Here is a 15062-nt window from a genome sequence, read left to right on the forward strand (position 1 = left end):
TTCTCGTTCGATTGCCCCGTTGGGCAAAGCATTCACGAGCGATCCCCGTGTGTCCCACGGTTCTTTTTGGCTGATATCTTTTTATGATGCTTTTTCGCTCTTTTCTAATATGATCCCGGATATTCTCAGGCCTTCCCGGCAGATATTAATCGCCGCATTTTCATCACGGTCTATCCGGTTTCCGCAGTTACAAAGATATACCCGCTCTTCCAGTTTCAGATCATGTTTTATTTTTCCACAACAACTGCATGTTCTGGAACTGGGATACCAGCGGTCGATGCGGACAAGCTTCTTCCCTTCCCGTTCCAGTTTATACTGCAAAAAATCTGTGAACATTCTCCAGCCGTTATCATGGACACTTTTTCCAAAATGATGTTCCCCACTCATCGTCTTCAGATCCAGATCTTCGATGCATACGATATCATAGAAATTGGTTATCTTTCTTGATTCCTTATGCAAATAATCTTTTCTCTGGTGAGCGATATGCGTATGGATCCGCGCCACTTTTTTCTGTTGTTTTTTGTAACGATTGCTCCCCTTCCGGCAATGACTCAGTTTTCTCTGCGCTTTCGCCAGTTTTTCCTCGCTGTTTCTGAAATAGTGCGGATAACCTGCATGTTTTCCATTGGAATCTACATATAGTTCTTTCATAGAAAAATCGAGTCCGACGGCCTGCCTTATGTTCCTTATTTCCACTGGCTTTTCTTCACAAAAATACAGAAGAGAAACATAATACCGCCCATCAGCTTCCAGACAGACGGATGCACCTTTCAAGCAGGCATCTTTCCGGATCTTACGATGCTGTCGGATCCGGATCCAGCCTGCCTTTGGGAGCTTCAGCTTCCCATCTTTTAACAGGATATTTCCATTGACACTGTTTGTGGTATAGCTTTTAACAGGATTCTTTTTTGACTTGAATTTTGGAAATCCAAACGATGGATCCCGGAAAAAGTTTTTATAAGCAGTCTGCAGATGCAGCTGGGCATTGCACAGAGCAAGACTGTCCACTTCTTTTAGCCATGGAAACTCTGCCTTATATTTTGCCGGAGTAACCTTCAGATTTTTTCCGGTCTTTTCATAGCATTCCTTCTTTTCTGCCAGCATCCGGTTATATACAAACCTGACACATCCAAATGTTTTTGCAAACAGTTCCTGCTGTATTTTATTGGGATAGATCCGAAACCGGTATACTACGTTCATGTTTTTTCTCCCCCTGTGTCTCGATGTACTGGCGGATCACTTCGATCGGAGCTCCGCCGGCACTCAGGAGGCAGAAGCTCTGACTCCAGAACATTTCCTTCCAGAGCTTCTGCCGGATCTCCGGATACTCTTTTTTGATCAGACGGCTGCTGGCACTTTTATAGGCATTGATAAATTTACTGAGTTCCGACTTCGGATGGGCACGGAACATGATATGAACATGGTCCTCATCGTGATTCCGCTCTTCCAGGGTGATATGATATTTGGGCGCAATGTATTCAAAGATTTCTCGTGCGCGATCCGAGATCGGATCATTCAGGACCTTTTTCCGGTACTTTACGACCAGAATCAGATGATAATAGAGTAAAAATACTGAATGTGCATTATTGTCAAGTTCTCTCATATTTATCAGCCTTTCTTTTTATTTCGACTGATTTAATTATATCACAAATGAGATCATTTGTCTATTACATTTCAGAACATTTGTTCTGTTTAATCTGCAATCTATTTTCCCTTCAGGCTTATTCATTGTATGCAGAATTGATGATATAGCACGACTGCAAAAATCAATATATGAGAAGTTTACAATACACAGCACAGCTATGTGCAATAATCTGATATTTACATGCCAACTATGGCACTATGCAAGAGATAGCAATTCATCTCACCACCTATAGAGGTGGGAGAATTCTTGCTGATTCTTGTTAAAACATCCCTGGTGACAAGTTTGTCGGGAATTTCCAATGAAAACGGAACTCCGCCCTGCATAATGACCTGTCTGTATGTCATATCGATAAATACAGATACCGGAATCCCCAGTCTGTCCAGGATTGCCTCTGCCTGTTCTTTTATATTCGGTTGGATTCGCGCTGTCACATTCGCTGTTTTAGCTGCCATATCATATACCTCCTTGTTATCGCAACAGTCGCCAAGGTCTCGCGCAAGCGCGGACTTTGGCTCGTTGTTCGCGTAAATAAAAAACCAGCACCTCCCTTTCCTGATCCTGCAAAAGTGAAGTGCTGGTTTCCAATTTCTTTTCTTAATTTATTTGGTGATCTGGAACGACCGGTTGATCGGGGAGGCAAGGTAATTGCCGCCGAGAACGACTACGGTCATCGTGTAACGCCCCGGCTCAGTCGGCGGGGTTGTTGTGCTGGAATAAACTTTCCATTTGCTGGTAAAGCCTGAATACAGCACACTGACGCTCGACTGATCTGCAACTGCTGCGCCGCCGATTTCCAGGCGAGCTCCGAAATCAGCACCCGCCGCTTCCGCTGCGGAAATCTTTTTGCCGATACTCTGGTTCCATACAAGCTTTGCCTTGTCAGCTTTTAAGACAAGAGCGCCGGCGCCGACACCCGTATTGTAGTTCTTATTGTCGGTGACTGCTGTCACGCTGTAAATTCCGGCATGATTCGGGGCACCGATACTGATCCGGAGATTATCAGCGATGGACGGAAGCTTGTTGATCACCTTGATGACCTGTCCCAAAGCACCGGTATCCACACCGATCTTCTCAAGCACATCGATCACTTCACTGGTATTTAGAAGCTGTCTAAGTTCACCGACTGTAATGCCGTTCTGCAGCATTTCTGTCAGGGTTGGCTGATTTAAGCTTTCCAGCGCCTTATCGACGATCTTAATGACAGTGCTGTTGGAGGTATACTGTTCCGGAAGCTCCAGATAAACGCCTGTAGTCACATTGCTGGTGATTCCGGCGTAGATGATATACAGGTTGAACTGATCCTCCGGATCTGTGGAGACAAGCTCTCTGCCCTTCACAGCCTCGCTCACATATCTGCTGGCGCTGTTGACGCTGACCTTCACATTTGCTTTGTTGATGGTCACGCTGCCCTCAGCTTCTTCACTTGCGCGATACTCTGAATTTCCCTTGAAGGTCACTTTGATCTTCTGCTCGCCTGCGCCGATCTGCGGGAAGCTTCCTAGAACCTTTCCTCCGAGCTCATAGCTTTTTCCTTCAAACGGAACATCGTCCCTGATTCCTTCTCCGTTCAGGAATTTGTCAGCAAAACTGTCACCGAGCTCGCTGCTCAAACCGTCCAGAAGAGAAAGTCTCGCATTGTAGGAAAAAGTGAAATCGTCAACAGACAGTGTATCCCGCTCCGGAAGCTCGGAATTTTCCCAGTCGATCACATTGTCAAGAACCGCCTGTTTTACTGCTTCCACATCCTTATTGTATGTGAAGGAGGTTTCGCTCTTTAATACGACTTTACTGTTGATCCGGTTATCCGTCACTGTTACTGATACCGTCACGCTGCCCGGCGCATAGTCCCTGCTTCCGCCCCAGGAAATACGGATCTTCCAGCTTCCCGTGCCGAATTTCTTTGTTACAAGTGACTCATCATCGAGCGGTCTGAAATTTTCAATGAGTCCGGAAGGATCTGCATTGTACTTCACCTCGAACTCATCAAAATCCACTTCCGGTTCTGTGGACTCCACTACAGCCTCGTAGATCGCTTTTGCAGTTGCAGTATAATCGATATTCTGATCATGATCAAAAACAAGCCCTGCCTCGTAAGGAGCTTCTTTCAGATTGAACTTCATCTGCTCCCGTTCCGTCATAGTCACGTCTGTCTCTTTTTCAAAACCAGAATACTCCTCATCGCCGTCCCATAAAATACGGATCTTCTGTTTTCCTGCCGGGATTGCCGGATAGGTCAGGAGATTCACCGTCTCCCCGTCCAGTGCGACCCAGTTCTTTCCGAGATTTCCTACAGCGCCTGACTCAGCTTTACCGTAGTACTGGATCGTCACATCGTCACAGGTAATAAACTCCGCATTGGAAGCTGAAAAAACTCTCGTGAAGATCTCTTCTTTCGTCTCTTCGGCATTAAGGGTTCCGTCCTCGTCATATATCAGCGGAATTTCCTGATCCCGGAGCAGTTCGCAATCCACGGTATGTTTTGCTGTTTTTCTGATTGTGAATTCTTTCTCTCCTGTGCGTACCTTATATTCACCATCCGCATTGTCTGCCAGCGCCGGATGGATATAGGTGTGAGTCACTAAGTATTTTTTTGTTGTACTTTCAAATCCGCCTACTGATCCCCATGCGGTATTTTTCAGCAGACCACCGTCTTCCTTTCCAACACACTCGTACTCCCATTCCAGTGTATCTTCACTGTCCGGGAGAAGCGTTTCTGTCAGGATCTGATTCACAGTCTCCGTCTCTGTTCCAGCCGGAATACACACCTCCGGATTTTCAGCGCCGAATGCTGTCAGGCAGAATGCCTGCAGCAGAACAAAAAGTGCCAGTAACGCAATCATGATTGGATGAAGCGTTTTCTTTTTCATATCTGTATCCTCATGTTTCTCTTTAATTTTTTTATTTTTCTTTTCTTCTCTTTTTCATCACAAGACCTGCCGCCAGAAGGACCGCGCCTGCGGAGATCAGGATCCCTACCGGCCACCACAGCTGTCCTGTCTGGGGAAGCTTCTTTTCGTTCTCCACGGTTGTCTCCGTAGATGTCTCTGTTTCACTCTCTGCCGTACTCTCCTCCACTCTGGTTTCCGACTGTGTCTCCGCATCTGTGATCGTCACCGTCTCGTCAGCCGCTGTTGTGATAGTCGGCTTCTTATTCGGAGTCGGATCCCAGTCGTCATCATCGCTGTCATCATAATAACGGGTCGGAGAGGTCGGATTCGACGGATCCGTCGGGTTTGTCGGGTTTTCCGGTTCTTCAATATCACACTTGATATCTGCTTCAGCCGCGGCACCGCCCGCTTCCACGAGAACCGGTGCCGGAATGTAGGTCTTTCCGCCAACGGTCATCGGATCCCCCGTCACAAGGTAGAGAGCCTCTCCATCCGGGAGATTCCGAAAAACCACATGCTTTCCGCTTCCCGTTCCGGTCCGGTAAGGCTGGATCCCCTGCGCCTTCACAAAATTTGTAAGAGTGATCGAAGCCTCTCTGGAACCACCCCCGGAAACATCCGCACCGGATGCCTGAAATTTCTCATTCAGCACATAGACACCCGCCTGTTTTTCTGCAACCCGATAGAGATATACCGTCATTCCGGCCTGTTCTGTTTTTACGTTCAGACTGCCCCGCTGTGCCGCGTAGGACGGAATTTGAAATATCACCATCCATACCGCAAGCACAGCAAAAATAAAGCCCAGGATCTTATTCTTTTTCCGAATTCCTGTCATCTTGGATTCCTTCCTTCTACATCGATTTCTGTATCTGATCTACATGCTTCTTTTTCTCTTCCATGCTGCTGCCGCTGTGCCCATAAACAGGAGTCCCAGACCCGTGAACATTCCCCGTCCCATTCCGCCTGTGGACGGAACCTTCTTATCGAGGACATCACCTTCCACGGAGTCATGTTCCCCATCGTTGACCCAGGCTTCGTTAAACAGCTCGTCCCCCTGGATCGCGTCGTCTGTCACGACCGCTTCATAGGTCACTGTAATCGGATTTTCATCCGTCAGATCTTCATAATCGATGATTCCGGTATTAAAGAGGTTTACAAGATCAACCTCAACCCGGAATGCGTTGGAACCACTGGCTGTTACCGTGTAATACCCGGAAGGAACTTCTTTTCCATCCCTGCCCGCGGTCACACGGAGCGTACTGTCAATAAACTTCAGATACCGGTTCATCTCATCGTGGAAGACCATGGTCTCCACAACCGAATCCGGGATCGCATATTTTTCATCTGCAGAAAGGGACTGTGCAGAAATCTCATTGTCGTAGTTGTCTCCGCTTACGCTTCTCGCTCTTCTTGCACCGGACGCACTGTACACGCGGACTGTCTCCGCACCGGACGCACTGTGTACGCGGACTGTTCCCGCGCCGGACGCACTGTGTACGCGGACTTTGCGAATCTCCCTTGCGGAGTTTGCCGGTGAGGCGTTGGATGCCGTCACAACATAGCGTGCAAGCAGCTTAGGAAGACTGGAGGTCAGTGTAAACCTGATCTTCTTTCCCTGACTTACGGTTCCGATCTCGTCCTCGCCGTCTGCCTTTTTATCGATCGGATAACTTGTCGTCTCGTAGATCTCCGCGCCATGAGCCGCCTTGATCTGAAATCCCGTCTCATATTCGCCGGAAGCTACCGAAACGATATGACGATTTTCCGGAAGATTATCGTCTGCGTTCCATCTTGAGCCCTCTGTATCGTCATACCAGCCGTCGATGCGGTGATTGCAGTCGTCGAGGTTCCAACCAGTTCCGACTGCACAGAAAGTCAGCTTCGGTCCTGCGGTGTTGTAAATATCGTCAGCGCCGGTGTCTGCGTGGTTGTTGTAGAGGATCACACCGTCCGAAAGCTCTGCGGTCCCGTTTTCCCCGTTATAGATGCCGCCGCCATAGGTTCCTGCGTGGTTATTGCAGATGCGGACGCCGGTGCCGATCTTCAAGGTTCCCTCATTGAAAATTCCTGCTCCGGTTGAACCCGTTTGATTTTTACAAACGCTGCCTGCATTTAAAGTCAGTTCTCTCACGTTACGGATTCCGCGATCATGATTCTCTTCAACCTTAAGCGTTGCTCCATTCTCAACAAACAGCTTATACGTATTTAAAATCCCGTTTGATCTATTTTCACAGACCGATACAATTGCCCCTGCTTTGACTTCAACATCGCCGTACCAATAATCGCTGCCGCTATATACCTGAAGACCTCTTTTCCCATTTCCGTCGAGACTGATCTCAGCTCCTCCCTCAATGGTTCCTTTTCCTCCGACATCCAGCCCATTTCCGGTATTTCTACAGGAAATCAGTTTTGAAGTACCGTCTACAAACAGCTCTTTTACAAAAATTCCCCAGGCGCTACCAATATTCTGATTCGTTGTCACATCAGAATGATCCGTTACGCTCAGTTTTCCGTAATAGCAGCCAATTCCACCACCGTAGTTCGGATTTCCACACCCCGTAATATCGATATGTGAATATTTTTCTACCGTCACGTCTACCGGATTGACCGTCATTCCGTGCCAGTCACAATCAGTGATATTGAGACTGGAATAATCTGAAATTTTAATACTCCGGTTTGGCATATCATCATACTCTGAATTGTCTGCGAAAATACCACTTGCCCGGGATCCTTTATAGCCGGATATCGTCATGACTGTACCATTTACGAGGTATAAATTACTTTCCTGATACAAATACATTCCGCTTCCACTGCCACCATCCGCGCTATTCTGTGTCCACGTCACATGATCCAAAGTAAGATCTGTATTCGAGATCAGATTCGCAGTGCCGCCACTTCCACCCGGATTATCATTCGCGGTTATATCCAATACGCAGTTTTTAAATGTCAGCCGGCTGGTATTCCAGCTTTTAGCTGTAGCATCATAAGTTCCTTCTGTGTGGATTCCCTTTCCTTCCATCTTGATCGTCTTCTGATCCGACGTGCCGCACTGGATCGTCACATTTTTTCCTGCACCGATCACAAGTCCGTCCGTAAGACTTACATTTTCCTCAAGATCGATCACTACCGGTGACTCTCCCGCAGAATTGATCGCATCCTGAAGATTATTGAACTCCTGTGTTCCTACCTTCGCCACAGCCGCCAACGAAGAAAATGCCATGGCAGCCGTCATCGCAGCGGCGGCTGCGGTGACGGTCATGAAACTTTTCCATGATTTTTTCATGTCTCTACCTCGTTCTCATAACTAACAATAATCCGAAAAGTCTGAATTACTGTTCTTTTTTCTTCCTCTTACCTGTCACGATCACAGCACCTGCTGCCGCTCCCATCAGGGCGATTCCTGCTGCTGTGAAGGCTTTTGTTCCAATTCCACCTGTAGACGGGACATCCGGATCGATGACCGGGCCGTCAACGATATCTTTCTCGCTGTCGTTGACCCATGCACGGTTCTCCACCTTGTCTCCATCAATGGCTTTGTCAGAGACAGCTGCGTCATAGGAAACAATAATCGGCTCTGCATTCTTTAACTCATCATATGTAATATATCCGTCATTGAATGCTGCGATCAGAGCGATGCTTACCCGGAATGTCTCATTGCCTTTTCCGGTTTCTACCTTGTAATACTCTTCTGGAAGTACACTTCCTTTATTTCCGACTGTCACTTTCAAGGTTACTTTATCAAATTCCAGATTTTTGCTCATCTCGTCATGGAAGATCATGCGCTCGGAGAACTTCTCCGGAATCAGCAATCTCTCTGCATTAGAATCGGAACGTACTACAAATCCGGCCAGTCTTGCCGGAAGATGGGATTCCAGTGTAAAGCTTATATTATCGCCCGGTTTTACGCCCTTGATCTCATCCTCACCGTCTGCCTTTTTATCGATATCCGGTCTGCTCTCCTTATCGTCCGCATCAAGTCCATGCGCAGCTTTGATCTGCAGCATACCGGTCTTACTTCCGCTGTTTACAAGAACAATATGGTGCTCACTTTCACCGCCATCGGCATTCCAGCGACTTCCTTCTGTGTCATCATACCAGCCGTCGATCGCGTGATTACAATCGTCGAGGATCCACTCTTTGTTTGTGTCTCCGAATTTCAGTGTCGCGTTTTCTCCGTTGTAGATATCGTCGGCACCTTTTCCGGCATGGTTATTGTAGAGAATAACCGATGAGCCGAGACGCATGGTACCGATATTGTAGATGCCTCCGCCGTATTCGGCACCAATCTTATTCTCATTCTGTATTCCCGTTCCGTTGTTGATGATCGTTGCGGAACCGATCGTCAGATCGCAGGCTGCCTGTTTTGTATAGATTCCGGAACCGGCATTGTTCATGATCGTCACATCTGCGCCCTTCTCGATCGTGCTTTTATATGTTCCATTTCCCTGAAATACAATTCCGCCACTTGTAGCTGCGGATAAAGGTTTCACCCCGTTTTCTTCCACATCCAGCTTGCATGTCTTATCCACATTCAACACTCTGGTCCAGATACCGCTGTACCCGTTGTTTGTTGCTGTTAAGGAGGATTGATTGCTCATGTCGATCCGCCATGCGGAAATTCCCCAGTTACCGTTTTCATCAAACAAAACTTCCGATCCATTTTTTATCGTATAGTATGTACCGTTTGATCCGTTTCCATGGCTGTTTAACACCTGAACTTTACTGTTATCGATCGTGGCATAAAATTTTCCCGTAAAACCTGAGCGGTTATTATCCGAGATGTAGGTCGAATTTTCGAGATTCACATTATAGCCTCCGTCACCGCCATCCCACTCCAGGGCATCCTGCGGATAATTTCGGATCTCCAGCGTGGAATTCTTCAGATTCAGCTTATTATTCGAGCAGAAATAGATCGCATGAGTGTTTGCAGCGACACCTTCGCCATCCATTACCATCTCTGCATTCTCCAGATGCAGTTCTGCATCCTTCGATGCGCAGATCGTCATCCAGCCCCACTCTGCTGTATATGGTGTCGATCCGATTCTTTTCAGTTCCACAGCGCAGTTCTTAAAAGTCAGCTTTTTGCCCCAAAGTGCAATTCCTTTGTCCGTAAATGTAAGATTCTTCTTATCCGTACCACCATCTACCGTCAAGTTCTTGCTCAGATTAAGCCCACTCGTCGTCTCATCCGTATCAAGAACGATCACCGCTGCATCTGCTGCCGCAGCCACTGCCTCATCAAACGTCTTATAGGTAGTCTCACCAATATGTACCTGCGCAAATGCCGAAACCGACATTCCCGCCGTCATCGCAGTCGCTGCCAGACAGACCACGAAAACCTTGTTCATTTTCTTTTTCATTTTCGATCCCCTCCATGTCAATTTATGTCGAAAAAAGCGCCGTTTTCACTTTTTTGTGAACCGGCGCATTTTTTCCATCATTTTTCCGGTTCTGTTACCCGGTGTCCGCGGACAAGGAGCCTGTGGGTATTTACCCCATACGGAGTACAGGTATAAAGCGTCACAAGGTCTTTTCCGTTCTGGATATAAAGTTCTTCCGTCTCTTCCGGGAGTGTTACGAGGATCTGATCCACCTCATACGTGAATGTCTCGTTTAAGACATCCAGAGTGAACCGATCTCCCACTTCCAGTTTGTCCAGGTCGGTGAACAGTTTCGCCTTCACAAGACCGTTATGGGCAGCCAGCACACAATGGGTATTTTCACCGCCCACCGGCAGGCTTGTCCCATACCAGAAACCGGCGCCCGACTGAAGCGCCCGCTCTTCCGTTCCGTGATAAATGGGAATGTGGACCCCGATCTTCGGAATGTCCACATATCCCATCATCCCTGTTCCCCATGGATCCAGAAGGTGGTCAAGCTCCTCCCGTTCCTCTGCGGGAACCAGAAACTGTTCCTCTTTCTTTGCAAGTCTTTCATTGTACTCTCGGGCCGCCTGGATCATTCCTTCGCAGTCGATCCCCTGAAACCGGTCATACGCCGCAATCGCCTTGTTAAACTGATACTGATAGTACCAGTCGCAGATATGCGGGTACAGGAAAATTCCCAGTCCCAGAAGAAATATGACTGCTATGAGGATCCCGCGCCCGGTGAGCCATGAAGGTTTCCTGCCGGAATTACCGGATCCATGCTCCATTTGCGTCTACCTGATATCCGTCCGGTGTTGTGGTGTTCGCAAGCATTGCGCCAAGTGTTCCCTTGTCGGATGCTGTGTTGAAGTAATACCACTTGCCGTCGATCTCATGCCAGCCGGTGTACATGCGTCCTCTTGTGTTGTCGTACTGAGTATGGAGATAATACCAGTTGTTGTTCCGGTATAACCAGCCGTCTTCCATCCAGCCGTCTACATCAAAGTAGTACCAGTCGGAGCGGCCGTTCCATGTGAGGTATACCCACTCATCATGCGGGAATGTACCGTCATCATAGCAGAACCACCAGCCGTTTAATCTCCAGGTTCCTGTCGCGTCGCGGTAGCCGCCCTTTGCCTGAATTGCCGCGTCTGTGTAGTATTCCGGACGGTCAAAGTCGATGGCAAATCCGTAGGTGTAGAAACCGTAGATCGTATCACCGATCTTTAAGTACTCGTTGGACGGAAGTCTTCCGTTGTCCTCCGTGAACTCGCCGCCCTCTAAGATCCAGCGACCGGACTTACCGGCTGCGTTTGTGGCTTTGCCTCTTGTGGAGGTGCCATAGTCATAATCGCTGTCATCACTGTCACTGCCGCTTGATCTCCACTTGTAAGTGATCGTGAAGGTCGTTCCATCTTTTTCTACAACATATCCAACCGGGAACTTATCCCAGGTCTGATCGCTGTAACTGCTGCTCTTACCCTTGGATGCTGGAATATCCGCAAGTGTGAGCTTCGTTCCAACCTCAAAGGTCTTTGTGAGTTCTGTCTGACCGTTCTCTGTAAATGTTCCGTTTACAACAACGAACTTGATTTCGGTGTACTGCTTCTCAGGGGTCTCCGGTGTTTTCTCGCATTTTGCTTTGAAATTGATCACGATCTCCTGATTTTCAGAATACCACTTGCCGTCCTCCTCATCGTAGAAGAGCTTGACTGTTGCTGCATCGTCTCCTGCATTTGTATGTTTTCCATCTCCATATGCCTTGATGTAATCTTTTGCAAATACAGTAACAACTGCCTCGTTATCGTCTTCCTTATCTCTTGTGACGCTGTAAGTTCCGGCCATAAGACCGAAGGACTGCGGAGCGTGCTGCTCATCTGTTTCACAGGTTACATTGATCGTTTCTCCAAACAGGTCTTTCAGATCATCGTATTTCGGAAGAGCCGGTTTCTCCGGATTGTTTTCGGTACACTTCACAAAGAATCTGATCGGTGTTGTACCCTCTTCGACATCCCAGCCGCCATCCGTACGAGCAAGGATCAGTTTTGCTAAAGCAGCTCCCTTAACGTCATGATTGCCATGGGCTGCAATATATTCGTTTACATACGGTGCTGCCTTTACGGTAAGGATTGCCTTTGTCGTTCCATACCATGAAATCTCATATCCATCCTCCATCAGAGCATATTCCTCATCCGGATGAGCTGCTGCATTGCTGCCTGTATGAACCAGAACGACTCCTTCGATAAGATCCTCTAACTCTTTAAAGCCCGGAAGTTCCGGATCAGTCGGGATTGGAGTATCCTTTGAGCAATCAACCTTAATGGTTGGAATGCTTGTGAGAGCCGGTGCTTCCCATTTCTTTGTCACTGGGTTCCATGTAAGATCGTATGTAATATCTTCTACTGTCACTGCATGATCGTAATCCACATCCGCATTATACTGCATTGCGTAATATGCACCGATTACTTTCACTTTGCTGACATATTTTCCATTAACAGATCTTACTTCTCCGATCTCATAGCTGTTCGGAATGTTTAAATCATACTGTTTTGCCTCATGACCGGAATTGGAAGCATTGAGGCACTCTACGATCACTGCAGGCACAATTTCTGTATCCACCGGTTTCTCCGGTTTGTCCCCTGCACAGTTTACCTTAATCGTTGGAATTTCTGTGAGAGCTGGTGCTTCCCATTTCTTTGTCACTGGGTTCCATGTAAGATCGTATGTAATATCTTCTACTGTCACTGCATGATCATAATCCACATCCGCATTATACTGCATTGCGTAATATGCACTGATCACTTTCACTGTGCTGACGTATTTTCCATTAACGGATCTTACTTCTCCGATCTCATAGCTGTTCGGAATGTTTAAATCATACTGTTTTGCCTCATGACCGGAATTGGAAGCATTGAGACACTCTACGATCACTGCAGGCACAATTTCTGTGTCCACCGGTTTCTCCGGTTTGTCCCCTGCACAGTTTACCTTAATCGTTGGAATTTCTGTGAGAGCCGGTGCTTCCCATGTCTTTGTATCTGCGTTCCATGTAAGATCGTATGTAATATCGTCTACTGTTGTCAGTACATGATCATAAACCACATCCGCATTATACTTCTCTGCGTAATATACACCGAACACTGTTACTGTGCTGACATATTTTTCACCATCAAGTCTTACTTCTCCGATCTCATAGCTGTTCGGAATGTTTACATAATACTGTTTTGCCTCATGACCGGAATTGGAAGCATTGCGGCACTCTACGATCACTGTAGGCACAATTTCTGTATCCTTCGGTTTACTCGGAACTTCCGGTTTCTTTTCTGTCCAGTGTGCTTCTACCACAACCTCGGTTCTTGTATCGGCAGCAGCTGCTACTGTCATTTCAGAAGTAAGTTTCTTGCCATCAAGATACCATCCGTCAAAATCATAATTCTCACGTGTCGGAAGTTCATTACCATTTAAGAGTTCAAGAGTTTCTTCACCTCTTGCATTCTCTTTTGTAAGCTTGTCGGCACCGCTTGTCGCATTTAAGTTGTATCCATCTTTTGAGAAGGACCAATCCCATGCACCGCCGTTTGCATCATAAGTGACCTTGTAAATAGTCGGCTGTGTCTCGACCTTCGTCAAACAAACCGTAACGCTGTATGCCTTTCCTTCTGTTGCCTTCAGCGGATGCACTATCAATGATGTCATCGCAAAATCATCTGATTCTACACCTGTTACACGATAACTCTGCGTGCCAATTGTAAGCTCCTCATTGATCTGTGGAATCGTTGTCTCAAAAGCTTTTTCACCGGTAAAGCCTACCCACTCCGTTACCGGATCCTGAACAGAAGTACCACTTTCATCAACATAGTTGACTGTCAATGTTGCGCCTGTAATAGACGGTTTCGGGAACTTGATGTGCTTATCTACCTTATTACCATCTTTTGTATAGGAATAGTTGAATTCTGCATTGCCGTTTAAATCAATCTTTCCGACCTTTTTCTTCGCTTCTTCTGTCAGTTTCACGGTATAAGTCAATGTCAGCTTATCTTTCATTGTACCGTTGGAATTCCATTTGATCGTGTTCGTATTTTCATCGTAGCTGGCAGATCCATCACTTGCTTTAAGCGTTCCGCTTGTCATGGTGATGTTTTCACCTAACGGATCGTTAATTCCACTCGTGATATCTTTAGAGATCGTTTCAAATACCTGCTTTAACTCCTCAGCATTTTTTGCATTTAAATTACATGAGTCAGAGGCAAGTTTTTTAAATTTACTTTCATGATCTAACCAAGTACCTATTAAATCATCTGTCTTATTCCATGCAAAACTTACTGTATAGACTTTTCCGTTTTCCTTAAAATCGCTAAAAATCTTCTGTTCATCATCATAGTAATTGTCAAACCACCCAGTCCACTCACCATGATGTTCCATATATCCATCATCGCTTCCGCCGTCTGCAAGGATAACTAAAATTTTATTTGAATTTTCATCTTTTTTATTTAAAACTTCAATTCCCTTTTTTATACCAGCACTAAGGTTCGTTCCACCCTTAGGTGAACGCGTATTATATTTGGAAGCGTCTTTAACATCTTCCGCTTTATCAGAAAAACGAATATAACTACAATTTACTCCGGCAGCTTTCAGCTCTTTACTCATATTATCAATTGCATCAACTGCCGTGGTCCACCGGGAAACGTATAAATCATGATTATAGCGACAGCTTTTTCCACCACTTGCTGATCTGTGGTCATGTGTTTCATCCGTACACCATGCCATAGATCCGGATGCATCCAACACAAAAGCAACCTCTGTAGGCTTTACCTGAATTTGATCTTTTGCCTTGGTTGCATCGACCGTTAATGTAATGTCATATTTGCCATCACCGGCCGGTTTTGCTTCTTTGTTTAATGTAATAGCCGTTTTCGCGCTATCTGTTGTCTTAACTCCATCAAGCGTATAGCTTATTCCAGAGTTATCTGTAGTAGCATCCGCCAACGACACTCCCGGCACAGACCCAACGACCATACAGGCCGTCATGAGTGCTGCCAGAACACGTTTTTTCATTCCGCGCTTCTTCATCTCTCTTTTCCTCCTTTTTTTCGAATCGTGGATCGTAACTGTATCTCTGTCGAACAGTTACTGTGAGTCAATATTTCAATTGCTGCACACAAG

At 46.6% G+C, this 15062-nt stretch carries 9 protein-coding genes; all 9 read right to left on the reverse strand.

Annotation, left to right across the window (positions count from 1 at the left end; all coding sequences use genetic code 11):
- Positions 1-81 precede the first annotated feature (81 nt).
- The 9 genes from ACXMYH_RS10965 to ACXMYH_RS11005 all read right to left on the reverse strand — a co-directional run bounded on the left by ACXMYH_RS10965 (position 82) and on the right by ACXMYH_RS11005 (position 14969).
- Positions 82-1200, reverse strand: a complete 1119-nt coding sequence (locus tag ACXMYH_RS10965; protein ID WP_486554890.1) for an RNA-guided endonuclease TnpB family protein — start codon at positions 1198-1200, stop codon at positions 82-84.
- Complete coding sequence (gene tnpA / locus ACXMYH_RS10970; protein ID WP_486554891.1) at positions 1163-1603, reverse strand: IS200/IS605 family transposase; 441 nt, start codon at positions 1601-1603, stop codon at positions 1163-1165. Before tnpA ends, ACXMYH_RS10965 begins: the two co-directional genes overlap by 38 nt.
- A gap of 218 nt (positions 1604-1821) precedes the next feature.
- Entirely contained in the window at positions 1822-2097 is a 276-nt protein-coding gene (locus ACXMYH_RS10975; RefSeq protein ID WP_486554892.1) for a type II toxin-antitoxin system RelB/DinJ family antitoxin, read from the reverse strand.
- Positions 2098-2244: 147 nt separating this feature from the next.
- Positions 2245-4512 (reverse strand): hypothetical protein, encoded by a 2268-nt coding sequence (locus tag ACXMYH_RS10980; RefSeq protein ID WP_486554893.1) that lies wholly within the window; start codon positions 4510-4512, stop codon positions 2245-2247.
- A gap of 31 nt (positions 4513-4543) precedes the next feature.
- Complete coding sequence (locus tag ACXMYH_RS10985) at positions 4544-5368, reverse strand: LPXTG cell wall anchor domain-containing protein (protein WP_486554894.1); 825 nt, start codon at positions 5366-5368, stop codon at positions 4544-4546.
- A 39-nt stretch (positions 5369-5407) separates the two neighbouring features.
- Positions 5408-7816, reverse strand: coding sequence for a hypothetical protein (locus tag ACXMYH_RS10990; RefSeq protein ID WP_486554895.1), 2409 nt, complete (start codon positions 7814-7816; stop codon positions 5408-5410).
- Positions 7817-7862: 46 nt separating this feature from the next.
- Positions 7863-9893, reverse strand: coding sequence for an isopeptide-forming domain-containing fimbrial protein (locus tag ACXMYH_RS10995; protein WP_486554896.1), 2031 nt, complete (start codon positions 9891-9893; stop codon positions 7863-7865).
- Positions 9894-9970: 77 nt separating this feature from the next.
- A complete protein-coding gene (locus ACXMYH_RS11000) occupies positions 9971-10687 on the reverse strand; it encodes a class C sortase (protein ID WP_486554897.1) in 717 nt (238 codons plus the stop codon).
- On the reverse strand, positions 10668-14969 hold the full coding sequence (locus tag ACXMYH_RS11005) for a hypothetical protein (RefSeq protein ID WP_486554898.1): 4302 nt from the start codon (positions 14967-14969) through the stop codon (positions 10668-10670). The genes ACXMYH_RS11000 and ACXMYH_RS11005 overlap by 20 nt, the downstream gene beginning before the upstream one ends.
- Between the last annotated feature and the right edge of the window lie 93 nt (positions 14970-15062).

The sequence above is a fragment of the Pilosibacter sp. NGB245 genome, from assembly GCF_057397225.1.

What these genes read in the sequence shown, in the direction of transcription:
- ACXMYH_RS10980 (WP_486554893.1), bottom strand. Translation starts at nt 4,512, where the DNA reads ATGAAAAAGAAAACGCTTCATCCAATCATGATTGCGTTACTGGCACTT.
- tnpA (WP_486554891.1), bottom strand. Translation starts at nt 1,603, where the DNA reads ATGAGAGAACTTGACAATAATGCACATTCAGTATTTTTACTCTATTAT.
- ACXMYH_RS10985 (WP_486554894.1), bottom strand. Translation starts at nt 5,368, where the DNA reads ATGACAGGAATTCGGAAAAAGAATAAGATCCTGGGCTTTATTTTTGCT.
- ACXMYH_RS10975 (WP_486554892.1), bottom strand. Translation starts at nt 2,097, where the DNA reads ATGGCAGCTAAAACAGCGAATGTGACAGCGCGAATCCAACCGAATATA.
- ACXMYH_RS11005 (WP_486554898.1), bottom strand. Translation starts at nt 14,969, where the DNA reads ATGAAGAAGCGCGGAATGAAAAAACGTGTTCTGGCAGCACTCATGACG.
- ACXMYH_RS10995 (WP_486554896.1), bottom strand. Translation starts at nt 9,893, where the DNA reads ATGAAAAAGAAAATGAACAAGGTTTTCGTGGTCTGTCTGGCAGCGACT.
- ACXMYH_RS10990 (WP_486554895.1), bottom strand. Translation starts at nt 7,816, where the DNA reads ATGAAAAAATCATGGAAAAGTTTCATGACCGTCACCGCAGCCGCCGCT.
- ACXMYH_RS10965 (WP_486554890.1), bottom strand. Translation starts at nt 1,200, where the DNA reads ATGAACGTAGTATACCGGTTTCGGATCTATCCCAATAAAATACAGCAG.
- ACXMYH_RS11000 (WP_486554897.1), bottom strand. Translation starts at nt 10,687, where the DNA reads ATGGAGCATGGATCCGGTAATTCCGGCAGGAAACCTTCATGGCTCACC.